Annotated in this window: 20 protein-coding genes and 5 tRNA genes; 17 read left to right on the forward strand and 8 right to left on the reverse strand. The window is 39.3% G+C overall.

Annotated elements, in window-relative coordinates:
• Positions 1–117 precede the first annotated feature (117 nt).
• The 7 genes from queF to BT797_RS11020 all read left to right on the forward strand — a co-directional run bounded on the left by queF (position 118) and on the right by BT797_RS11020 (position 9,217).
• Positions 118–972, forward strand: coding sequence for an NADPH-dependent 7-cyano-7-deazaguanine reductase QueF (gene queF / locus BT797_RS10990; protein WP_045111838.1), 855 nt, complete (start codon positions 118–120; stop codon positions 970–972).
• Positions 973–1,135: 163 nt separating this feature from the next.
• Positions 1,136–3,418: a tetratricopeptide repeat protein gene (locus BT797_RS10995; RefSeq protein WP_244534175.1), complete on the forward strand. Its 2,283-nt coding sequence runs from the start codon at positions 1,136–1,138 to the stop codon at positions 3,416–3,418.
• Between the two features lie 90 nt (positions 3,419–3,508).
• The gene (locus tag BT797_RS11000) at positions 3,509–5,029 is read left to right on the forward strand and encodes a GGDEF domain-containing protein (RefSeq protein ID WP_075472089.1); all 1,521 of its coding nucleotides are present in this window, start codon (positions 3,509–3,511) and stop codon (positions 5,027–5,029) included.
• Positions 5,030–5,126: 97 nt separating this feature from the next.
• The gene (ppnN, locus tag BT797_RS11005; RefSeq protein WP_045111840.1) at positions 5,127–6,488 is read left to right on the forward strand and encodes a nucleotide 5'-monophosphate nucleosidase PpnN; all 1,362 of its coding nucleotides are present in this window, start codon (positions 5,127–5,129) and stop codon (positions 6,486–6,488) included.
• An 18-nt stretch (positions 6,489–6,506) separates the two neighbouring features.
• Positions 6,507–7,286: a flap endonuclease Xni gene (xni, locus tag BT797_RS11010; RefSeq protein ID WP_075472091.1), complete on the forward strand. Its 780-nt coding sequence runs from the start codon at positions 6,507–6,509 to the stop codon at positions 7,284–7,286.
• Positions 7,287–7,516: 230 nt separating this feature from the next.
• On the forward strand, positions 7,517–8,524 hold the full coding sequence (locus tag BT797_RS11015; protein ID WP_045111842.1) for an isocitrate dehydrogenase: 1,008 nt from the start codon (positions 7,517–7,519) through the stop codon (positions 8,522–8,524).
• A gap of 192 nt (positions 8,525–8,716) precedes the next feature.
• Positions 8,717–9,217, forward strand: coding sequence for a hypothetical protein (locus BT797_RS11020; protein ID WP_045111843.1), 501 nt, complete (start codon positions 8,717–8,719; stop codon positions 9,215–9,217).
• A gap of 98 nt (positions 9,218–9,315) precedes the next feature.
• Here BT797_RS11020 and rlmM read toward each other — a convergent pair whose 3' ends face one another.
• The 8 genes from rlmM to hemA all read right to left on the reverse strand — a co-directional run bounded on the left by rlmM (position 9,316) and on the right by hemA (position 17,451).
• Positions 9,316–10,452, reverse strand: coding sequence for a 23S rRNA (cytidine(2498)-2'-O)-methyltransferase RlmM (rlmM, locus tag BT797_RS11025; protein WP_075472092.1), 1,137 nt, complete (start codon positions 10,450–10,452; stop codon positions 9,316–9,318).
• A gap of 199 nt (positions 10,453–10,651) precedes the next feature.
• Positions 10,652–11,560, reverse strand: coding sequence for a transcriptional regulator GcvA (locus tag BT797_RS11030; protein ID WP_045111845.1), 909 nt, complete (start codon positions 11,558–11,560; stop codon positions 10,652–10,654).
• Between the two features lie 268 nt (positions 11,561–11,828).
• Positions 11,829–12,683 carry a 3-deoxy-8-phosphooctulonate synthase gene (gene kdsA / locus BT797_RS11035; RefSeq protein ID WP_045111846.1) on the reverse strand — a complete coding sequence of 285 codons (855 nt, stop codon included), beginning with the start codon at positions 12,681–12,683 and terminating at the stop codon, positions 11,829–11,831.
• 39 nt (positions 12,684–12,722) lie between these two features.
• Positions 12,723–13,628, reverse strand: coding sequence for a SirB1 family protein (locus tag BT797_RS11040; RefSeq protein ID WP_045111847.1), 906 nt, complete (start codon positions 13,626–13,628; stop codon positions 12,723–12,725).
• A 2-nt stretch (positions 13,629–13,630) separates the two neighbouring features.
• Positions 13,631–14,005, reverse strand: a complete 375-nt coding sequence (locus BT797_RS11045) for a SirB2 family protein (protein WP_170860742.1) — start codon at positions 14,003–14,005, stop codon at positions 13,631–13,633.
• A 2-nt stretch (positions 14,006–14,007) separates the two neighbouring features.
• On the reverse strand, positions 14,008–14,847 hold the full coding sequence (gene prmC / locus BT797_RS11050; RefSeq protein ID WP_075472096.1) for a peptide chain release factor N(5)-glutamine methyltransferase: 840 nt from the start codon (positions 14,845–14,847) through the stop codon (positions 14,008–14,010).
• Positions 14,848–14,861: 14 nt separating this feature from the next.
• The gene (gene prfA, locus BT797_RS11055; RefSeq protein WP_045111850.1) at positions 14,862–15,950 is read right to left on the reverse strand and encodes a peptide chain release factor 1; all 1,089 of its coding nucleotides are present in this window, start codon (positions 15,948–15,950) and stop codon (positions 14,862–14,864) included.
• Positions 15,951–16,200: 250 nt separating this feature from the next.
• Positions 16,201–17,451: a glutamyl-tRNA reductase gene (gene hemA / locus BT797_RS11060; protein ID WP_045111851.1), complete on the reverse strand. Its 1,251-nt coding sequence runs from the start codon at positions 17,449–17,451 to the stop codon at positions 16,201–16,203.
• Between the two features lie 149 nt (positions 17,452–17,600).
• On the opposite strand from hemA, the gene lolB reads away from it, so the two are divergent.
• From lolB to BT797_RS11110, 10 genes are all read left to right on the forward strand, one after another.
• The gene (gene lolB, locus BT797_RS11065; RefSeq protein ID WP_045111852.1) at positions 17,601–18,212 is read left to right on the forward strand and encodes a lipoprotein insertase outer membrane protein LolB; all 612 of its coding nucleotides are present in this window, start codon (positions 17,601–17,603) and stop codon (positions 18,210–18,212) included.
• The gene (gene ispE, locus BT797_RS11070) at positions 18,196–19,053 is read left to right on the forward strand and encodes a 4-(cytidine 5'-diphospho)-2-C-methyl-D-erythritol kinase (protein ID WP_075472098.1); all 858 of its coding nucleotides are present in this window, start codon (positions 18,196–18,198) and stop codon (positions 19,051–19,053) included. Before lolB ends, ispE begins: the two co-directional genes overlap by 17 nt.
• 178 nt (positions 19,054–19,231) lie before the next feature.
• The gene (locus BT797_RS11075; RefSeq protein ID WP_045111854.1) at positions 19,232–20,176 is read left to right on the forward strand and encodes a ribose-phosphate pyrophosphokinase; all 945 of its coding nucleotides are present in this window, start codon (positions 19,232–19,234) and stop codon (positions 20,174–20,176) included.
• Positions 20,177–20,426: 250 nt separating this feature from the next.
• Entirely contained in the window at positions 20,427–21,017 is a 591-nt protein-coding gene (pth, locus tag BT797_RS11080) for an aminoacyl-tRNA hydrolase (RefSeq protein ID WP_045111855.1), read from the forward strand.
• A gap of 89 nt (positions 21,018–21,106) precedes the next feature.
• A complete protein-coding gene (gene ychF, locus BT797_RS11085; protein WP_045111856.1) occupies positions 21,107–22,198 on the forward strand; it encodes a redox-regulated ATPase YchF in 1,092 nt (363 codons plus the stop codon).
• A 354-nt stretch (positions 22,199–22,552) separates the two neighbouring features.
• Positions 22,553–22,629, forward strand: a tRNA-Met gene (locus tag BT797_RS11090).
• 16 nt (positions 22,630–22,645) lie between these two features.
• Positions 22,646–22,720, forward strand: a tRNA-Gln gene (locus BT797_RS11095).
• A 102-nt stretch (positions 22,721–22,822) separates the two neighbouring features.
• Positions 22,823–22,907, forward strand: a tRNA-Leu gene (locus BT797_RS11100).
• Positions 22,908–22,954: 47 nt separating this feature from the next.
• Positions 22,955–23,029, forward strand: a tRNA-Gln gene (locus tag BT797_RS11105).
• Between the two features lie 96 nt (positions 23,030–23,125).
• Positions 23,126–23,210: transfer RNA gene (locus BT797_RS11110), tRNA-Leu, on the forward strand.
• Positions 23,211–23,259: the final 49 nt, after the last annotated feature.

Here is a 23,259-nt window from a genome sequence, read left to right on the forward strand (position 1 = left end):
GCAGTAAAATTTATTACAATCTCGCCACTGATAAGTAAATTAACTATTCCCAAACTACCTGAATATGCAACTTGAGGGAGCTTGGCTATATTACGCGCTAACCGATGAGAATAAACCATGACAATTACAAACCGTTACCAAGATTCAACTGCACTGGATAAATTAAACCTAGGGCAAAAAACGGAATACATATCTCAATACCAACCTAACTTGTTACAGCCTGTACCAAGACAATTAAATCGAGATGATCTGTCACTATCCGATCAACTGCCATTCACAGGTTGTGATCTATGGAATTTATATGAACTGTCTTGGTTAAATAGCAAAGGTAAGCCAATCGTAGCCGTAGCCGAAGTAAAAGTCTGCGCGACATCAGTTAACTTAATCGAGTCAAAATCATTCAAGCTCTACTTAAACAGCTTTAACCAAACCCGTTTTAACTCTACAGAAGCAGTAACCGAAACACTGCAACGCGACTTAGCCGCATGTGCACAAGGGCCTGTTGAAGTGGTTATGTTTGATGATTTAGATAAAGCGCCAAGTCAAATCACAAAAATAACAGGTACCTGTATTGATCATCTTGATATTGATATCGATAATTATGAGTTTAATGCTGACTTACTCAAAGCAGCTGCAGATAACAATGACGTGGTTAACGAAGTGGTTTACAGTCATTTATTAAAATCAAATTGCCTCGTGACCAATCAACCCGATTGGGGCAGCGTTTATATTGCTTATCAAGGAAATAAAATCGACCAAGAAGCATTATTACGCTATTTAATCTCATTTCGTCAGCATAATGAGTTTCATGAGCAATGCGTTGAGCGTATTTTCACAGACATTATGCGCTTCTGCAAACCAGAACAATTAACTGTTTATGCACGCTATACCCGCAGAGGTGGTTTGGATATAAACCCATTTAGAACCAATTGTGATGCTAAAATAGATAATATCCGTTTAATTCGCCAATAATATTGCCGAGACTGGATATTTTTTAAATATCCAGTCATTAACAAAGCCTGCAAAATAGTTTAGTATTTGAAGGCTGCAATCAATACTATAAAATATAGTAGTGATATAAGATTACAGCATCGACCTCACTCTGGTGGAGGCCCGAATTAGCAAAGGAACGCTAATGTTAATAAGGACATGTGATCATAAGAATGTGATAGCAGCCTTTCTATTCGATATTAAACTCATGATTTTACGTTTTGTTTATGCTCTTGTATTTCTTCTCTTTAGCACTACTGCAGCTGCAAGTTTGTTTGATCAGCTGATCTTACCGAATGAACTCAAGCGCAGTCAGTCTGTACAATACAGCCAACCTTATCAATGTATTCAAATTATTGATGAATTTTTGCAAACACAAAAACAAGACATTATCACTGAAGTCTCTCGTATGAGTAAAATCAGAGAAAAATCGGTAACACCTTCAGATCTTGCGCTCGTCAAACAACAAAAAGCACTCTGCTATTTCTATGCAAATAATATCGGTCAAGCCGTTGTTACGCTCGATAAAATGCTCGCTGAAAAATCGAATTCCGTACCACTGCATTTAAAACAGCAAAGCTTATTAATCAAAAGCCACATTCTTGCACAATCGAATACGCTTGCTAACTTCCAACTTGCACAAGAAACCATTAACAAAGTCATCGATAGCATTAATGACAATACTTATAATCCGACTGCTAATGGCTCTTTTGCACTCAAAATTATTGCAGGTGAGATTGCGTTAAAGCTCAATGATTACGAAGAATCAATGCAACTGTTTCGCGAAGCTGAACAATATGGTGCCCAGACCCCACTCACGAACAATGCTGCTTGGGCTGCTTATGCCATTGGGTATAATTACCAACAGCAAAATAAATTAACCTTAGCGATTAATTTTTACAACAAAGCCCAACAAAAACTACTTGATAATCAAGATACCCTCAATGGCCTGCTCACTAAAAAAATGAGCCAAGCCTATATCGCCGAAGATAACTTTAAATTAGCGATCAGCTTTGCCAATCAATCGGCTCAATATTATCAAAATCTTGGCAACAAATTGCAACTATCCGATTCTTTATTAGCACTTGCCAGTATGCATCGTAAAATTAAAGAATATAACTTATCGCTCGTTTATTATTTTAATGCTCTCGATTTACTGAAGGTGTTTGATGAGAAAAACAAATTAAACACAGTCTATTTTGAAGTGGGAAAAACTTACTTGCAAATGGGTAATTATAGCTTGGCCGAGCAATATTTATCGAATGCAGAGCAGTTGTTTTACAATAATGGCCAAACGGATTTATTACTTGAATCACTCGTACACCTGGCTAATTTAGCGATTCAACAACAGCATTACGACACCGCATTAATACGTTTAAATAAAGCGTTATCGATCGCCGGTAAACTAAACAATAGTAAACAATTTGAAACCGTCTATCTGTATCTTGCCACAGCCTATGAAGAAACAGATCAATACGCAAAAGCACTCGATAGCTATAAGCAATTTGTACGCTATAACAAACTCTCTAATTTTGAAGCAAAAAAAGCATTTCCTGTCTCTAATCAACACAAAGAAAATAATGAAATAAAATCGCAAAAGATAAACCAATTACAAGCACAAGTGCTCAAGCTAAAACAATCAAAACATAACTTGGTTATTAATGTTTTTTTACTTGCTTCAATTATGCTAATTATTCTTTATTTGTACTATATCAATACGCAAAAGATGAAATTACAAAAACAAGATGTAGAACAGTTAGAGAATAACTACAATATTCATTCAAATACTGGCTTGAATAACATCAACAGCCTAAATCAATATATACCGACGCCACTGCAAGAAGCACGATTTTATTCTGATTGGGAATATTCAGATAAGCAAAACAGTGTGCATAGTTGCGCAATCATTAGTCTCGACTTTTTACTGCCTTTACGTCAAAAATGCAGCCTTTCACTCGTAAATAAAGTAGAAACAGAATTAGGTGCATATTTAAAACAACAACTACATGATTCTGAACATTTATTCCAATTAAATGACACGCAATTATTATTAGTTAAGAAAGTAAACAAAAATTACGACCCTGCGATCATTGCCAACCGTATCCTAGACTGGTTCGAACAATTTGATTGCCAGCTTAATTTTGACAAAAATATCTCGATAGGTATGGTTTCTCACCCCTTCTTATTTAAATACCCAACAGCAATCGACAGTAGAAAGCTGTTAAATATAGCCACTTTAGCCTTATCAGGTGCAACCCAATTAAGTCGTAAACATAACCGAAATAGTTGGGTTAAATTAAGTGCCTTAACCTATACACAACCGGCATTTTTCCATGGTGATATCTGGAACAGATCCAAGCAAGCCATTGAAAAAGGCTTAGTAAAAGTCACCTCCTCAACAGACAAAAATGATATTAATTGGCTGTAGGCTTACATTTTAGCACCAAACTATTTTATAGATGTATATATAGTGGTAAGCTAATCTCCATCTTTGATTTAACTTATGTGAAAAGTATACATGCAGACATCACAAGATTCGCACTCAGCAACACAGCAAAGTGATGCCAGCGGGTACACAAAAATTAACACTGCCATGTTATTAGCATTTATTAATCGTTTACTTGGTGCCACGCGAGGTATCGATACCGAGCTAAACATTGAAGTAAGTAAGCTAAAAGCAATTCTAGAACGCAGTGCGTCTGACGATGAACTTATCACTCAAATCAAACAGGTTGAGCGTCAAGTGATGCTACAACCACATATCTTATCCGATACCTTAAAAATTGGTGATAACGCTACAATTCAAGCCACTAAATCATTAATTCATTTGTTACAGGACGATCCTAAACTCACCGCCGAGTTGCAATTACTATTAGCGGAGCCCAAAGCGGCAGCTGTCACTGCATTACAAACAAAAGTGCAATCACTCTTCTGCATTTATCACAGCGCAATCAAAAACTTACAAATGTATCGCGGAAGTAATAGCGGTGTAACGGCAACCGAACACAAAAAAATATGCGACGATTTGCAACGCTTAATCAATGAACTTGATTTTGCCGGTGGGTTTGGCTCAAATCTTCAAAAAATTCGTCAACGTTTATTACAAGGTGTCGAAATCAATGAACTCGTTGATATCTGTTTGCAAATCATCAACAACATTATCGAAGGGGCTCGTGAAGAACGCTTAGCGTCAAAGACGTTTTTACATGCCATTGTCGAAGAACTCAATAATATCGCTTATAAGTTTGATAACTCATTAGTTGATAGTAGTAAAATAAATAAAAAACAAATGAGTTTGTTGGAAAATCTAAAAGAGCGAATTGATATTTTAGACTTAGATATCAGTACTTGTGAAAACTTAGAAGAAACGAAGTTACACGTTCAACAAGGACTTGAAATCATCTCGAGTAGTATCCAACAACAAGAGCAATTACTACAAGAGAAAATTCGATTAGAGCAACAAATAAAAGCAGTTCAGAGCCAACTTGAGCAACTCAAAAAAGAAACATTACTGCATACACAACGCTTAGAAGCACAACAGCATAAACTGTACCTTGATTCTTTAACACAGGTATACAATCGCACCGCATTAGACGAACGCTTTAAGCTTGAATTTAAACGTTGGCAGCGTTATCAAACCAATACCACAATCGCGATCATCGATATTGATCACTTTAAGAATATCAATGATACCTTTGGTCATATTGCAGGGGACAAAGCCCTTAAAATCGTCGCAAGAGCCTTACAAAAATCGATTAAGGGTAAAGACTTTATCGCCCGTTTTGGTGGTGAAGAATTTGTCGTATTACTTGCCGACTTAAAACCACATGAAATACAGGCCGTTTTAGATAAGCTGCGCAAGACCATTAAAAGTATACCGTTTAGATTTAAAGGCGAACAGATTTCAATCACTATCTCAATTGGTGCGACTCAATTCTTACCAGAGGATAATGAAACAGTTGAACCTTTCGAACGCGCGGATAAAGCCTTGTATCAAGCAAAAAGCTCAGGACGAGATAAAGTTATCATTAGCAACTAAACTTAATTAGACTTGCGGTAATAAGTACGTCCATATTCATTTTTTATCAACCGGTTATACGTGCTTAATGCCAGCTTTCTGACATGGAGTTTAGCTTATGATCACGCACATTAAACCCGTTGGCAGTATGGATTTGCTTTCACAACTTGAAGTCGATCGGCTACAACAAACTGCCACCAGTGATTTATATTTATTATTCCGAAATTGCTCACTGGCCGTATTAAACTCAGGTTCTCGAACTGATTCCAGTAGTGAAATTTTAAAAGCATTCCGTAGCTTTGATATCAGTGTTGTACAACGTGAACGCGGCGTAAAGCTCGAGCTACATAACGCCCCAGAACAAGCGTTTGTCGATGGTGAGATTATTCGAGGTATTCAAGAACACCTATTTTCAGTATTGCGCGATATTCTTTATGTTAATAGTTATATAGAGCAAGAACCCGTCCCCAAAAAAGAATTATCTTCATTTTTAACCAACCAGGTATTTTCTATTTTACGTAATGCACGCGTGATCAAATCAGATTCCGATCCTAATATGGTCGTTTGCTGGGGAGGCCACTCCATCCGCTCACCAGAATATGAATATGCTAAAGCCGTTGGTCATGAATTAGGCTTGCGTGAAATAAATATTTGCACGGGTTGCGGACCCGGTGCAATGGAAGGTCCAATGAAAGGGGCGACAGTTGGCCATGCGAAACAGCGCGTAAAACAACGCCGCTATCTTGGTTTAACCGAACCCAGTATTATAGCTGCCGAACCACCTAACCCCATCGTAAATGAACTCGTCATTTTACCGGACATTGAAAAACGTTTAGAAGCCTTTGTACGCCTATCTCACGGTATTATCATTTTTCCTGGTGGTGCAGGTACAGCAGAAGAACTCTTGTACTTACTGGGAATAATGATGCACCCCGAAAATAAACGTCAGCCGCTGCCGATTGTACTTACCGGCCCTAAGGAAAGTGAAGAATACTTTACTACCATCGATGAATTTGTCGGTGCAACCCTTGGTTTTGAAGCACAAAAATACTATCAAATTATTATTGATGATGCTGCAAGTGCAGCACAAATAATGAAACAAGCCATGCATAAAACCTATGAATATCGCCGTGCCATTGGTGATGCTTATTCATATAACTGGAGCTTAAAAATAGAATTAGATTTTCAAGTTCCATTTATTCCAAGTCACCAGCATATGGCGGCATTAAACCTCAACCTTAATCAAGCCCCTGAAGTATTAGCAATGAACCTGCGAAAAGCCTTTTCCGGTATCGTCGCGGGTAATGTTAAAGACTCAGGGATCAAATCAATTGAAAAAAATGGTCCATTCAAATTGCAAGGCGACCCAAAATTAATGCAATTAATGGACAATTTATTAAAAAACTTCATAAAACAGAATAGAATGAAGCTTCCAGGTAGTAAGTATGAACCTTGCTATGAAATAATAAAGCCCAATTAACTTTGATGAAACACGGATATGGCCAAAAATCACTTATTAATTATCGATGCGTTAAACCTGATCCGTCGAGTTCATGCAGTACAACTAAATCAAAGTAATGATCCGGTTGCGCAAATAAGCGCAACGCGCGAAACCATTAAGCAAGCGGTTCGAAAATTATTAGCAATCACGGCTCCGACGCATGTCGTCGCGGTCTTTGATGCTGAGAAAACGGGCTGGCGCCATGAGATCTACCCCGATTACAAGGCGAATCGTAAGCCGATGCCAGAAAGCTTGCAGCAAGCACTCAATTTAATCCAAGATGACCTGTGGGATTTGAACGTAGACTCTTTATTAACAGAACAAGATGAAGCGGATGATTTAATTGCAACGCTCGCCGTCAAAATGTCAGCACAACAGCAACAAGTCACCATTATTTCGACCGATAAGGGTTACTGCCAACTGTTAAATCCTTACATTCAAATTCGTGATTATTTTAACAAACGCTGGTTAGACCAAAACTTTATTGACGATAAATTCGGAGTACAACCACAGCAACTTGCCGACTACTGGGCCTTAACAGGGATCAGTGGTAGTCATCTCGCTGGCGTAGCAGGAATTGGACCTAAAACAGCCACTCAATTATTAACACAACATGTTACTTTAGACGCAATTTATGCGAGTGAAGAGCTAAAACCCAAGCTTCGCGAAAAACTTGATACACATAAAGAAATGGCTTATATCACCCAACAGCTAGCACAGCTCAAAATTGATATTCCTTTAGGATTCAATTTAAAAGATTTACGGTATCAGCCTTAATCATAAAAATAACGCTTAGAGTAATAATTCTAGTATTCGTACTAAGCGTTAATAGTACAAAAAAAGTGAAATTCTAGATCTACGTCTACCACATGGCGATATAACAAAGTTAAACGCTTTATTTACTAAAATAACAGCAGTAACTACATTAACAATCAAGTAATACTTTGTTACCATACGGCAACAAAACATTTTCATTTGAAAGTAAGCTAATTAAATAAGGAATATGTATGACACAAAGAAGAATTACAGTGATCCCGGGTGATGGCATTGGTCCGGATATTATTGAGTCTGCAATTCAAATTTTAGATAAGGCTGGCTGTAATTTCGCATATGACTTTGCTGATGCTGGTCTTGCTGCACTACAAACTTCAAGTGAACTGTTGCCAACAGCAACATTAGATTTAATTGAAAAAAACAAAGTAGCATTAAAAGGTCCGTTAACTACACCTGTTGGCGCTGGCTTTACGTCAATCAACGTATCATTACGTAAGCATTTTAATTTATACGCTAACTTGCGACCAGTAGTCTCTTTTAAAGGTACACGTAGCCGCTACGAAAATATCGATATTATTACCGTTCGTGAAAATACGGAAGGTATGTACTCTGGTGCAGGTCAAATTATTGCCGATGATGGTAGCGAAGCAGAAGCAAAAAGTATCATCACACGCGCTGGGGCAGAACGTATTTGTGTTGCAGCATATGAATTAGCAAAATCAGAAAATCGTAAAAAAGTAACGGCTATCCATAAAGCCAATATTTTGAAAACAACATCAGGCCTGTTCCTTGAAGTAGCGCGGGAAGTGGCGCAACGTTACCCTGAAATTGAATCAGAAGAAATGATCGTTGATGCGGCGTGTATGAACCTGGTTATGTACCCTGAACGTTTCGATGTGATCGTGACCACGAACTTATTTGGTGATATTTTATCTGACTTATGTGCAGGTCTTGTTGGTGGTCTTGGTATGGCTCCGGGCGCAAATATCGGTGAAGATATCGCTATTTTTGAAGCCGTTCACGGCAGTGCACCTGACATTGCAGGTAAAAACCTAGCAAATCCGACATCTGTGATCCTTGCCTCTATTCAAATGCTAGAACACCTAGAAATGAAAAAAGAAGCAAATAATATTCGTAACGCAGTGCGTGATGTCATTGAATCAGGTGATAGAACAACGCGTGATCTTGGTGGTACACATGGTACGACAGACTTTACTCAAGCAATTTTAGAACGTCTATAGCTCTATCATTAAGTAATGATTAGTTCAGTCTATATGAACTCAGCTGATTAGCATCATTGATGTTAATCAGCTGATATTTACTCACTTACCCGAATCCCCTCACCTAACGCCCTAAATTGTAATTTTACTCACAACTAGTAATTTACCAATACCAAGCTATAGTTAAGGTCTCATCAGCAGCTTTGGTGATATATGGTATATAAAATTCTCTTAATCATATTTTCAATCAGTCTATTTAGCAGGATCACTCTAGCACAAGAAAATCAGTTAAGGTCCTATATACCAGATCAACATTTTTCTAACCGCCACAATCAAATAGGGCCAATATTAGCAGCTGTACACCCAAAATTTGAATTTAAACAATCTCTGTTTGTTATCAAAAAAAGTAAAAATAAGCGTAAACATACTGCGCAACTACAACTGCTTAATATGTGGATAGATCCAGATATTACTCGCCTCTTCATCCCTAGGCTCAAAGATATTGGTAAGCTAAGCTTAAACTTGCATTACAGCTTAAAGCGCAGTCCTTATTTATTATTTAATTACGAACGCATCACCATCAAAACAAAAGTTAAATCAGACGGAGTCCTACAGCACGAGGCGTATTATAATATGAATATCGAGGGGGCTGTCATTGGGATTAAAGTACGTGGCGAAGATCAAAAATTATATTTTCGTTATCGTTTTAAATAATAAAGCCATTAAATAAACCACAGATATGGCATTTAATGACTTGGAATATTAGAGGAAATACTAGACGTATACCCTCCTTCTTATTTTATTACTCTATACTATTTATCTTCAGGAATGAAGTGTGCCCAAGCAACATGCACAGTCACTTCATCACGATCATGATAAAGGTGTTTAGCTTGGATCACAAAGCGATCATCAAGTTGCTTATCTAAGATAGCTAAACAATCTTCTAATGTATGGTAACGGCGTTTTAATGGAAGTTTAAGATTAAAGATTGCTTCTTTACACCATGCATTTAATAACCACTTACACATTAAACGGGCAACACGCTCTGGTTTTTCAATCATGTCACATACCAGCATATCAACTGGTGGATTCTCAGGAACCTTGATCTTATTACCGTTTAATTTACGGTTGGTCCACGCAATCGTCGTTTTAGCAGGCTCATATTTAAAGCCGTCTTCTTCGAAGTGCTTAACTTGACCAGTTTCCATTAGGCTATCCGCCATTGCACCGTTATCAATAGCAACAACAAACATGCTGCGTTGTACTAACTGGTACGTCCAACCACCAGGACAAGCACCTAAGTCAACCGCACGCATTGCTCCACCGATACGTTTATCCCACTGATCAGCTGGAATAAATGTATGGAATGCTTCTTCTAATTTCAATGTCGAACGACTTGGTGCTTTCGAAGGGAACTTAAGACGCATGATACCCATAGGTAATGGCGAGTTATTAAAGCTATATGAGTAACCGATATACACACTGGTATTCGTAATGAAAAATACGTGAAGTACTGGGCGGTTTTTATTTTCTTTTGGTAATAAGTGATCGCCTTTACGTAAAGATTGACGAAGTGGCACTGTATACTTACGGCAAAATTTAGACAGCTCTTTACCTTCATTAGTATCAGGCATTTCAACACGTAGCTCACCCATGGCTTCGATACCGTCACAGGCAGCAACTACAGGGTTTACACGGTCGTAAAGCGGCATATCATCAACACGTGCGTGTAATGCGATCATTTGACGTGCAAAGATCAATGATGAAAGTGGTAATTTTTTCGCTATTGAATCTACATCTTCAGCAGAGTGACATTCAAACACAACATAACCCAAATTCAGCGTTACTTTAGCAAAACCATACGCCTCCATGGCAGTCGCTCGTGCTTGAATTTCAGCGGCACATTCTTTTTCATAACCAGGGCGGCAATATAATAAAATACCATTCATTTTCTAATAACCTCATTTTCGTCATCAACATAGCTGACGATATACACTCAGTATAGATACAATACTAAGACTACTAATACATAAAATATACGCAAACCAGTGCAGAATACTGCATATCTTGAACTGGTTTGCATATAAAAGTCGCACAGTCTAAACCCTTGACGATATAACACCAAGGATTTAGTGCCTTAGTGGTGAATTAATTCTCCACAAACTCTTGCTGCTCTTCCTCGACCAAAGACAGCATCCAATCACGGAATGCCACTATTTTACCAAGTTCATCTTGCTCTTCACGGCAAACGACGTAATACGCATTTTTACTCACTAAAACATCAGTAAAAGGACGCACAAGACGACCAGCGTCAATTTCGGGCTGTGCTAACACACTGTGTCCTAACGCTACACCTTGACCATGTATTGCCGCTTGTAATACCATCGAAGTATGACTAAAAATAGGTCCTTGATTAACATTAACACCGATAATATTGCCTTGCTTAAACCAAGCAGTCCAATCACGACGAGACGTATCATGCAATAACGTGTGTAGCTTTAAATCCTCCGGCGTTTTGAGTGGTTTAATACCATTCAGTAATCGCGGAGAGCACACAGGCACTAAATACTCGGTATGTAATTTCTGCGCATATAAATCTTTCCACTTTCCTCGACCATAATAAATCGCGACATCTACATCATCAGTCAATGAACCATCATCCATATCAACCGCTTTAATACGAACATCAATATCTGGATAGAGTTCTGAAAACAAAGATAAACGCGGTACTAACCATTGGATAGCAAAACTAGGCTGTAAACTAACTGTCAATGAGCCTTTTGCCCCTCTGGCTAATAAACGTTCTGTCGCATCAACTAATGAAGTAAAAGTATCTTTAATATCCAAAAAATAACTCTGCCCTTCTTCCGTTAAAAATAACGCACGGTTTTGGCGACGAAACAGTTTGATGCCTAAGTATTCTTCTAGCGCTTTAATTTGATGACTTACAGCCGCTTGCGTCACATAAAGTTCTTCAGATGCACGGGTAAAACTAGAATGTCGAGCTGCGGCTTCGAAAACACGTAGCGAATTTAATGGCGGGAGTCTGCGTGACATAGTGTCGTCCAGTTAGATAAGAAAAACTAATGTGAAACATTATAATTTGTCAATTGTAAGAATGCTAGAAAATAACTATAGTTCGCGTATGTATATAGGACATAATACTTATTTCTACTGATTTTCGTTAATTAGTATTATTTATATAGGTTAGTCTTTGTTATGTAATGTTGTGTTTGTTTTGCTTAAACTTTTTGGTTTAGGCCTTTAAGTAGTCACTACTTATTTTTAGCGCTGTATTATTACAGCGCTTTTTTTATACCTGAAATTAATCAATATCAATCGCAGTAAAACTCTTTATTAGATCATCAATCGCTTTTGCTTGTGTTAAAAACGCTTCTAACGTAGCAAAGGGTAATGCAGAAGGGCCATCACAACGCGCTTGCGCTGGATTCTCATGAGCTTCAATGAAAAGACCTGCAATCCCAGTAGCTAAACCTGCATAGCTTAATTCAGGTACTTGTTTACGACGACCACCAGACGCAGCACTACCCGCATCACGCTGTTGTGTTGCATGGGTACTGTCTAAAATGATTGGCGTACCTTGAGTAAGCTCTTTCATCACACCAAATGCTAACGGATCAACAACTAGGTTATCGTAACCATGGCAATGACCACGTTCACATAAAATAACTTGCTCATTACCACACTCAGCAAACTTATCAACGATATTGCCAACTTGATGCGGAGACATAAACTGTGGTTTTTTAATATTAATCACAGCGCCAGTAGCCGCCATTGTTTGTACTAAGTCAGTTTGACGCGCAAGAAAAGCAGGAAGTTGGATAACATCAACAACATCAGCCACTGGTTGACACTGTGCTTCAGTGTGTACATCAGTAATGATTGGTACATTGAATTCAGCTTTTACCCGTTGGAAAATGTTTAAACCTTTTTCCATGCCTACACCACGGAAAGAGTGGATACTAGAGCGGTTAGCTTTATCAAATGACGCTTTAAATACAAAAGGAATACCCAGTTTATCCGTCACTGTTTTATATGCTTCTACAGCGCGTAAAGTCGACAGTTCGTCTTCTAATACATTGATACCACCAAATAACACAAATGGTAGATCGTTGGCACAAACAATATCATTACCAATTTTTACTATTTTTGCATTCATAATTATTACCTTAAAGGGTCCATTTTATATCAGTTAATTTTAATGAATCGTATCATCAGTCGCAGCAAGTTCTTCAACTTGTGCTTTCAAAACCCGAGTGATCGGATCGTCTGGACATTGTTCAATAAAATAAGCAAAATCTTCACAGGCTAATTTTTTACAATCAAGTTGCTGTAACAAAAATCCACGGTCTCTAATTTCATAAGGTTCATCAGGATCGATCTCTAAAATGAGGTCAATACAGCGTAATGCATATGAGAAATGTTCATCACGAATTAACGCCGCTTTTAATACCTGTAATAAACGCAAGTAATGCATTTCATTCGTAGCTTCGAATAAGTCATCATCAGATAACAGAGCATGGTTACCTTCGATACCACGTAACAATACCTGCAGCTTATGACGACTCAATACTTGTCCATCAGCAGGATCAACATATATACCATCTTGTTTACTACCGAAACGTAACACAAATTGGCCAGGAAATAAGATCCCAGTCACATCCACTTCAAAATGCTCGGCAAAGTACATGAATACCGTACCCAGTGAAAGGGGAACACCATTACGACTACTAATAACTTTGTGCAACAAGACACTATCGAGTTCGAGCCACTTGCGCCAATCACCCGAAAAACCAAGTTGTTGATAAAACAAATACAAGAGTTGATTACGTTTTTCAACGTCACCTGTCAAGCCTTGCATATCAACTTCGATAAGTTCAATTAACCCATCCAATTCAATAATCGCCTCTTCGAGTAACGGTTTTTCCGTTATCATCTCGATGGCAGATAGTGTTGCTAGCATGACGTTGTCAATCATAAGCACTTCTTCTGCGAGCTCATCATCGTATTCTTCAACCAGATCACTATCAATATCGTTATTATCTACTACTACGTCTTCTGCCAGTTCTGTTTCTGTCAGCGCAGCATTTGCATCTAATTCCATAACTACCTCAGCAAATATGCTTCGCCATTAATGGCTAACGAGAACACATAAAATAACCAGCCGATACTACCCGCAAACGCAAAACAGCGGAAAAATAGATTCTTACCTTGCTGTAATGACATAAACACCATAAAAGTGATGGCGAGTGTCGACAATAATTTTTCTGTCATGACCGTATCAACAAACGGAGCACGACCTGAAACCATACACACTAACGCAATCATCATCACTGTGATCATATCTATCACCTTACGTGATTTGATAAAACCTGTATGCTCAAGATACGGTGATTGCTTTATTGTGAAGGCAAAATTTACAAAATACATCAGCACACTTAATAGCAGCGTCGCGATGTGTAGCAGAATAACAATATCCATGATTAGGCTTCTTTTCGTTGTCCGACAGTAATACGATCGTTATTACCATAATCTTTATGTGTAACAACCTGATGATAATTTGATTCAGTAAATAGTGCGCGTACCGCTACACCTTGCTCAAAACCATGTTCAACTAACAACCAGCCATCCATAGTTAAAAACTGATAACCTTCACGAATAATATGCTTTAAGTCAGCAAGTCCATCATCAGCGGCGACTAATGCAGTTAACGGCTCAAAACGCACGTCCCCCATAGCCAGATGTGGATCATGTTCTTCTATATAAGGTGGATTACTGACTATTACATCAAAGCGTTGACTCGCTTGTAAAGGTTCAAACCAACTACCTTGCAATATAGCAACATCAAGGCCACAGCGTTTAGCATTACGACGTGCTAATGCAGCCGCGCCTTGCTGATATTCAATTGCGGTCACAGTCGCTTGTGGTGATTCTGATGCTAAGGCCAGCGCGATAGCACCCGTCCCCGTCCCTAAATCTAATACTTGGCAAGCTTGAATCGGCATGCAAGCAAGTGCTTGTTCAACTAATACTTCAGTATCAGGTCTTGGAATTAACGTATCCGGAGACACTTCTAATTCTAATGACCAAAATTCACGATAGCCAAGAATATGAGCGACAGGTTCACCTGCCTGACGACGCATGATAAGAGCTGTAAAGCGACGAATAATATCATCATCCATGACCTTATCATCCCAAGTGAAAAGATAACTGCGATCTTTATCGAGTAGGAAACAAAGGATAACGTCGGCATCAAGCTTCGGGCTTTCGCTGTCAGTGAGCTGCTTGACAGCCCACTGCAGTAATTGTGCAATTGTTTTCACAGTTCTCGATACACCTAGTCTGCTTCAGCAAGCGCCGCTAACAGATCCGCTTGATGTTCTTGAATAATTGGTTGGATCAATACGTCTAATTCACCTTCCATCACTTCATTTAGACGGTAAAGTGTTAGATTGATACGGTGATCACTAACGCGACCTTGTGGATAGTTATAAGTACGAATACGTTCAGAACGATCGCCACTTGCCACTAGGCTACGGCGTGTACTTTCTTCTTCTAGGCGTACAACTTCATCTGCTGCCGCTTGAATTCGCGCTTGTAGAATAGACATCGCACGTGCACGGTTTTTATGCTGTGAACGCTCGTCTTGGCACTCAACTACAGTCCCCGTAGGAATATGAGTAATACGGATCGCAGAATCGGTTTTATTTACGTGTTGACCACCAGCACCAGATGCACGGAACGTATCAACTTTAAGATCTGCAGTGTTAATACTAATCGCTTCTGACTCTGGGATCTCTGGCATAACAACCACAGTACAAGCTGAGGTATGGATACGACCTTGTGATTCAGTTTCTGGTACACGCTGTACACGGTGACCACCAGACTCAAACTTCATGGTGCCGAATACTGCGTCACCTTCCATCTTAACAATAACTTCTTTGTAACCGCCTTGATCACTGTTGCTTAAGTTCATGATAGATAAACGCCAGCCTTTTTTCTCCGCATACTTACAGTACATACGGTAAAGGTCGCCTGCAAAGATTGCGGCTTCGTCACCACCCGCACCAGCACGGATCTCTAAGAAACAGTTATTGCTGTCATTTGGGTCACGTGGTAACAACAAAACTTCTAATTCATCACTGACACGCGCAACCGTCGCTTTACTTTCTTTATATTCTTCAACAGCCATTTCACGCATGTCAGGATCATCGTCCTTTAACATCTCTTCTGCTGATTCAAAATCTTCTTTTGCGTCTTGGTATTCTTTAAAACAAGTAACTAACTCTTCTAATTGCGCGTATTCTTTTGTTAGTGCACGGTAACGGTCTTGATCACTGATGATCTCTGGCTCACCTAATAGTGCTTGAACTTCTTCATGGCGTTCAATTAGGGCTTCTAATTTTGTAATGATCGATGCTTTCATCTTTACTCTCGTATTACCGTTAAATAGATCACCGAAGTCTTATAGGTTGCTTCAGTAATTGAATATGGATTATTTCTTTGTTGTGATCGGCAAGGATACCTATATGTAAGGAAATAGTCGATTGCTTTCCGATAATTTACTATTGATATACCGAATATATGCCAAAACAGTTTGAAATAGAGTAACCAGTTGCTAATGAATTTCAATTATCAGCAACGGCAATATCTATTTTATTTTAGGGACGTGGTAACTAATCAAGGCCAACGACACGACGCACTAATAATAGCTCGTCATCTTGATTACGCTTGCCTGCACTCACGAGTGCTTGCGTCGGCGCATGGATAAGCTTGTTAGTTAACTTATTAGCTAATTCTGTTAATACACGTTCGTGGTCAGTACCACTTTGTAGCGCGGCTATCGCTCTTTCAAGTAACAGCTCTTTTTCAGCCATTGCCGCATTCCGGTATTCTTTAATAGAATCAACACTTGATAATGAAGCTGCCCATTCAGCAAACAGCTGTGTTTCTTCATTAATGATCTGCTCCGCTTGCTCTGCAGCATCTTGACGCGCTTCTTTATTCTGCTCAATGATGCCCTGGAGGTCATCGACAGTGTATAAATATGCATTACCTAACTCGCCGACTTCTTCTTCAATATCCCGAGGCACTGCAATATCAACCAAGAAAATAGGCTTTTGCTTGCGTAGTTTTAATGCACTTTCAATCATCCCTTTACCGATAATAGGTAATGGGCTTGCCGTTGAACTGATAACAATATCCGCATTATGTAAATGCTGAGGGATCTCTTCTAATGTCAGGGTACTGGCACCAAACTTATCACCCAGCACTTGCGCACGAGATAAAGTACGGTTAGCCACCATCATCTCACAGACATTCTGATCCGCAAGATGAGTCGCAACCAGATCAATGGTTTCACCCGCCCCAATCAGCAACACACGCGTTTTAGATAAATCATCAAAGATATGTTTACTTAAACTAACCGCCGCAAAAGCCACAGATACTGCATTAGCACCAATTTCAGTTTCGGTACGCACACGCTTAGCGGCTGTAAAGGTTTTTTGGAATAGCTTATCTAAGGTTTGAGCAACAGAGTTTAACTGTTTTGCTTTCGCAAAGGCTTGCTTTATCTGCCCTAAAATTTGCGGTTCACCTAATACCAGTGAATCTAAGCCACCAGCCACTCGCATGAGGTGGCGTACCGCATCGGTATCGTAATGGCGATAAGTACATGCTGCTAATTCATCAGTCTGCACCTGATGAAAATCAACTAACCACTGCGTAACGCGTTCGGGCTGTCCTTGCTCAATTTTGCAATATATCTCGGTACGATTACAAGTTGAAACAATTACCACTTCCGAAGCGATGCCTTCAGCCGTAATGCTGGCGAACGCTTCTTCAATATTGTCAGGTGAAAAAGCAACCTTTTCACGTAGTGATACAGGTGCCGTATTATGATTTATACCTAGTGCTAACAGAGTCATGTATTACTTACTGTGGATAGTTGTAAAACAAATAGGAGGCTATTCTACGCAAAAAGTATGAATTTTTAAAGTGACAAAGCCAAGCATATCTGTTTTTATAACTCCATGCTTGTTCTTTATCATCATTACTTTATTTTTTTGAGTATCTTATGACATTCCAGCGTTCTATTTACATTGTTATCATTAGTATATTATTAAGTGCCTGTAGTACAACGACTCAATACCAAGCTCCAGTAGGTAGTCCAAAACAACTATGGCAACAACACCAAGTTCAATTACAATCAATCAAAGCCTGGCAGGTGCAAGGTCAAATAGCAGTTATTAGCCCAGACTCACGTAATTCCGCAACCTTAAACTGGCAGCAATTTGTTAATGATTTCAAGATTAACCTCACAGGCCCCTTCGGTATTCATATACTTACTATCAAGCGCAATGACAATATCTCGACATTAATCCTCGATGATGACCAACAATACCAAGGTCACAACACTCAAGCACTGATTAACCAACTTAGCCCAATCCCAATTCCTGTGAATGAATTACGCGCTTGGATCATTGGAGAACCACTTACTGATGACGTTAAGCTCGATGGTTACGGCCGTGTAACCCAAGCTAATCACCCACTCGGTTGGCACATCAGTTATACTCATTATCAATTAATCGATAATATTTGGTTACCTAAAAATATCGTTATCAAAAAAGACGACATGCGTATAAAAATCACGACTCGAAACTGGAATTTAAATGCAACAAAATACTAGCCATTGGTCAGCACCGGCAAAACTGAATCTCTTCCTGTATATTAATGGTCGTCGCCCCGATGGCTATCATGAATTACAAACTTTATTTCAATTTGTTGATATCGGTGATGAGTTAGCGATTACCCCAAACCTCAGTGATACCATCACTATTACGCCAGAGATCCCAAGTATTCCCGTTACCGACAATATTATCTATCAAGCAGCAATAGCGCTTAAAGCGCATTCAGCACTACCATTAGGTGCAGATATTCAACTAACCAAAAATCTACCTATGGGCGGTGGCCTTGGTGGTGGTTCTTCAGACGCAGCAACCACCTTAGTCGCGTTAAATAAACTTTGGCAATTACACCTAGATGAAGACCAATTAGCCGCAATTGGCGTCAAGCTCGGTGCGGATGTACCTGTGTTTGTCCGTGGACATGCTGCATTTGCAGAAGGAATAGGTGAGCAGCTTACCTCTATTGAGGTGGATGAGAACTATTATCTTATTGTCGTACCTGACACACAGGTCAATACGGCAAAATTATTTTCTGATCCAGAATTAATACGTGATACGCCAAAACGCCCGCTGAATCAGTTATTACAAGACGAATGGCTAAATGACTTTGAGCCAACTGTGAAAAAACGTCATCCTGAGGTTGCAAAAGCATTAGAGTGGTTGCTAAAATATGCGCCATCTCGACTGACGGGTTCCGGTTGTTGTATTTTTTCTGAGTTTAAAACTAAGTCTGGTGCATTAACGGTATTAGCGAAAGCGCCTAAAGGCATGCAAATTTATATCGCGAAGGGCTTAAATAAATCACCACTATTACGTGATTTAGAAAGCGTGACTATTGCATGATTGAAAAATACGGCGCAATAATAATGAACTAGTGAAAATAAATACGATACCTGAATCTTAGCTATTAAGTTGTTACCAAATTCTAAGAGATTAACGCTGGGGATCTCTACTAGGCAGTTCGCTGACTAGGAGTATAATTATATCCCAGCCAAATACATCGATTACCTGAGGTTACACCGTGCCCGACATGAAGCTCTTTGCTGGTAACGCTACACCAGAACTTGCACAGAAAGTTGCAGACCGCCTTTTCATTCAACTTGGCAAAGCCAAAGTTGGTCGCTTTAGCGATGGTGAAATTAGTGTAGAAATTGAAGAAAATGTACGTGGTGGAGATATCTTCATCCTGCAATCTACTTGTGCACCAACGAACGACAATCTAATGGAATTAATTGTCATGGTTGATGCGATGCGTCGTGCATCAGCGGGTCGTATCACAGCAGTTATTCCTTATTTTGGTTATGCTCGTCAAGATCGTCGTGTACGTTCTTCTCGCGTACCAATCACAGCAAAAGTTGTAGCCGATTTCCTTTCAAGTGTTGGTGTTGACCGTGTATTAACGGTTGATCTACATGCAGAACAAATTCAAGGCTTCTTCGATGTGCCTGTTGATAATGTATTTGGTACGCCAGTATTATTAGAAGACATGCAAGAAAAGAATCTTGAGAATCCAGTTATCGTATCTCCGGATATCGGTGGTGTAGTACGAGCACGTGCTAACGCTAAATTACTTGATGAAGCAGACCTTGCGATTATCGACAAACGTCGTCCAAAAGCAAACGTAGCACAAGTAATGCACATTATTGGTGATGTAAAAGACCGTGATTGTATCTTGGTTGATGACATGATCGACACTGGTGGTACATTATGTGCAGCAGCAACAGCGCTAAAGAAAAATGGTGCGAAACGTGTATTTGCTTACGCGACTCACCCAGTATTCTCAGGTAACGCTGTAGAGAATCTACGTAATTCTTGCATTGATGAAATCGTGGTAACAGACTCAATTCCACTTTCTCCAGAAGTAGCTGCACTACCAAACGTACGCGTATTGAGCCTTAGCCCTATGCTAGCAGAATCAATCCGTCGCGTTAGCAATGAAGAATCTATTTCAGCAATGTTTAAATAATTAAATTAACCCAGAATTTAATTTAAGCAATGCAATAAAAACCGAGTTTGGTATTACCAGGCTCGGTTTTTTTGTTTATCTAAAGCTGCGAATACTTTAAGCCATAAGCGCACTATCATTCAACTTGATGGATACGTCAGTTGAGCTTTGCGCTGACACAAGGTAAAATAGCGCGTTTTTTATTCAATGAGTAAGGGTCGACTGACTCGAATACGCATTAAGCCATCATTACAGTAATAATAGGTATACCATGAGCAACGACATTCGTTTAATTGTCGGCCTGGCTAATCCAGGACAAGAATACAGCCGCACCCGTCATAATGCCGGAGCTTGGTTTATTAACGAATTAGCGAAATGGCACAACACGCAATTACGTGAAGAAGCTAAATATTTTGGTTACACAGCAAGAATAGCGATTGCTGGCCAAGATGTGCGACTATTAATCCCGACTACATTCATGAATTTAAGTGGTAAGTCGGTTTCAGCGTTAGCTAAGTTTTATCGTATTGATGTAACACAAATCTTAGTTGTTCATGATGAACTCGATTTACCACCTGGTGTGGCTAAATTTAAGCAAGGCGGCAGCCATGGTGGTCATAATGGTCTTAAAGACATTATTAGCAAGATGGCGAACAGCAAAGAATTCTACCGTTTACGTATTGGCATTGGTCACCCTGGTCATAAAGACAAAGTAACTAGTTACGTACTTGGTAAAGCACAAGCCAAAGAACAAGAACAAATGGATGCGGCGATTGATGAAGCAGTTCGCTGTATCGATATTTTAGCTAAAGACGGCATGACCAAAGCGATGAGTCGTTTACATACGTTTAAAGCGCAATGATTAATAAAAAAAGAAATAATTCAACACACTCAGGTAAATAATTTAACTGTGTGAACCAATTTTAGTACATAGCAAAGAAGGTAAAAATCATGGGTTTTAAATGCGGTATCGTAGGCTTACCAAACGTAGGTAAATCAACACTATTTAATGCATTAACACAAGCTGGTATCGAAGCTGCCAATTTCCCATTCTGCACAATCGAGCCGAATACGGGTGTTGTGCCTGTACCAGATAAGCGTTTAGATGCACTATCTGCAATCGTAAACCCAGAGCGCGTATTACCAACTACAATGGAATTTGTTGATATCGCAGGCTTAGTAGCTGGCGCATCAAAAGGTGAAGGTCTAGGTAACAAATTTCTAGCAAACATCCGTGAAACAGATGCAATTGGTCACGTTGTACGTTGTTTTGAAAATGAAAACATCATTCACGTGAACAACAAAATTTCACCATTAGATGACATCGAAATCATTAATACTGAACTTGCACTAGCCGATCTAGACAGCTGTGAACGCGCACTGCTGCGTTTAGCTAAAAAAGCCAAAGGCGGCGATAAAGACGCTAAATTTGAAGTGCCAGTTGTTGAAAAAATCATAGCACACCTTGCTGAAGGTGAAATGATCCGTTCGTTAGAATTAACGAAAGACGAAGTTGCTGCGATTGATTACATGAACTTCTTAACATTAAAACCAACAATGTATATCGCTAACGTTGATGAAGATGGTTTTGAAAATAACCCATTCTTAGATTCAGTACGTGAACTTGCTGCAACAGAAAATGCAGTCGTTGTTGCTATTTGTGCATCAATGGAATCTGACATTGCTGAACTTGAAGACGAAGAGCGTGCAGAGTTCATGGAAGACATGGGTATTGAAGAACCAGGTCTTAACCGTGTAATTCGTGCAGGTTACGAACTACTAACACTACAAACTTATTTCACTGCAGGTGTTAAAGAAGTACGTGCATGGACTATCCCAGTAAACGCAACAGCGCCACAAGCAGCCGGTAAAATCCATACTGACTTCGAAAAAGGTTTTATCCGTGCTGAAGTAATACCTTATGCTGCGTTCATCGAAAACAAAGGTGAAGCAGGCGCTAAGACTGCAGGTCAATGGCGTCTAGAAGGTAAAGACTATATCGTTAAAGATGGTGATGTTGTACATTTCCGTTTTAACGTATAACTTTACTTAAGCTAGCACAATCAAACGCTGGCAATTGCCAGCGTTTTTGTTTTGATACTCTTTATAATCCTGTTGCAATAAAACCACTTAGTATTGATTAACAGAAGTAAATATCAAATAAATCATTAAACTCAATTACAATAATAAAAATTGGCTATAGACGCTTTAAATTATCAACAATTGCAGTTTTGCTACAAATAGCATAGAGTGACAACAGGATTCGTACAGAATTTCGACAGGCGTAGTTAAAAACGTTTTTTAACTAAAAAATAGTTGACGAACTTAGCTGTAATTAGCATAATGCGCCCCGTTCCAACGAAACAGTTAACTGCTAGTCGGAATGAGATTTAAGATGGCCATGTAGCTCAGCTGGTTAGAGCACAGCACTCATAATGCTGGGGTCACAGGTTCAAGTCCCGTCATGGCCACCATCTTAATTCAAATTGTAGGGATATCGCCAAGCGGTAAGGCACCGGGTTTTGATCTCGGGATTCTGAGGTTCAAATCCTCATATCCCTGCCATTATATAAACGATTGGCTATTTAGCGGATTGTTAAATTTATAAACACTGTTTCTCATTAATTTGATTAACACTACCAAGTTTATAAATATAAAGAATATTGTGCGGAAGTGGCGGAATTGGTAGACGCGCTAGATTTAGGTTCTAGTATCGCAAGGTGTGAGAGTTCAAGTCTCTCCTTCCGCACCATGCTTTAACATGACTTACTTAATAAGTAATGTTCATGAACAGATTGTAGGGATATCGCCAAGCGGTAAGGCACCGGGTTTTGATCTCGGGATTCTGAGGTTCAAATCCTCATATCCCTGCCATATACCAACACAGACTTAGGTCAGTGTTAACTTTATAAGGTTTATTGAACTCTAACCATTCAATACTACCAACCTTGTAAAGATAAAGAATATTGTGCGGAAGTGGCGGAATTGGTAGACGCGCTAGATTTAGGTTCTAGTATCGCAAGGTGTGAGAGTTCAAGTCTCTCCTTCCGCACCATGCTTTAACATGACATCGTCATGAAATAGATTGTAGGGATATCGCCAAG

Origin of the sequence: Moritella viscosa (assembly GCF_900120065.1) — a bacterium.
Taxonomy (GTDB): domain Bacteria; phylum Pseudomonadota; class Gammaproteobacteria; order Enterobacterales; family Moritellaceae; genus Moritella; species Moritella viscosa.

Bases quoted from the DNA above. Each gene is read 5' to 3' on its own strand.
- queF (WP_045111838.1), top strand. From the start codon at position 118: ATGACAATTACAAACCGTTACCAAGATTCAACTGCACTGGATAAATTA.
- BT797_RS11020 (WP_045111843.1), top strand. From the start codon at position 8,717: ATGGTATATAAAATTCTCTTAATCATATTTTCAATCAGTCTATTTAGC.
- hemA (WP_045111851.1), bottom strand. From the start codon at position 17,451: ATGACTCTGTTAGCACTAGGTATAAATCATAATACGGCACCTGTATCA.
- pth (WP_045111855.1), top strand. From the start codon at position 20,427: ATGAGCAACGACATTCGTTTAATTGTCGGCCTGGCTAATCCAGGACAA.
- lolB (WP_045111852.1), top strand. From the start codon at position 17,601: ATGACATTCCAGCGTTCTATTTACATTGTTATCATTAGTATATTATTA.
- BT797_RS11030 (WP_045111845.1), bottom strand. From the start codon at position 11,560: ATGTCACGCAGACTCCCGCCATTAAATTCGCTACGTGTTTTCGAAGCC.
- BT797_RS11015 (WP_045111842.1), top strand. From the start codon at position 7,517: ATGACACAAAGAAGAATTACAGTGATCCCGGGTGATGGCATTGGTCCG.
- BT797_RS11000 (WP_075472089.1), top strand. From the start codon at position 3,509: ATGCAGACATCACAAGATTCGCACTCAGCAACACAGCAAAGTGATGCC.
- rlmM (WP_075472092.1), bottom strand. From the start codon at position 10,452: ATGAATGGTATTTTATTATATTGCCGCCCTGGTTATGAAAAAGAATGT.
- prfA (WP_045111850.1), bottom strand. From the start codon at position 15,950: ATGAAAGCATCGATCATTACAAAATTAGAAGCCCTAATTGAACGCCAT.
- BT797_RS10995 (WP_244534175.1), top strand. From the start codon at position 1,136: ATGTTAATAAGGACATGTGATCATAAGAATGTGATAGCAGCCTTTCTA.
- kdsA (WP_045111846.1), bottom strand. From the start codon at position 12,683: ATGAATGCAAAAATAGTAAAAATTGGTAATGATATTGTTTGTGCCAAC.
- xni (WP_075472091.1), top strand. From the start codon at position 6,507: ATGGCCAAAAATCACTTATTAATTATCGATGCGTTAAACCTGATCCGT.
- BT797_RS11045 (WP_170860742.1), bottom strand. From the start codon at position 14,005: ATGGATATTGTTATTCTGCTACACATCGCGACGCTGCTATTAAGTGTG.
- ychF (WP_045111856.1), top strand. From the start codon at position 21,107: ATGGGTTTTAAATGCGGTATCGTAGGCTTACCAAACGTAGGTAAATCA.
- BT797_RS11040 (WP_045111847.1), bottom strand. From the start codon at position 13,628: ATGGAATTAGATGCAAATGCTGCGCTGACAGAAACAGAACTGGCAGAA.
- ispE (WP_075472098.1), top strand. From the start codon at position 18,196: ATGCAACAAAATACTAGCCATTGGTCAGCACCGGCAAAACTGAATCTC.
- ppnN (WP_045111840.1), top strand. From the start codon at position 5,127: ATGATCACGCACATTAAACCCGTTGGCAGTATGGATTTGCTTTCACAA.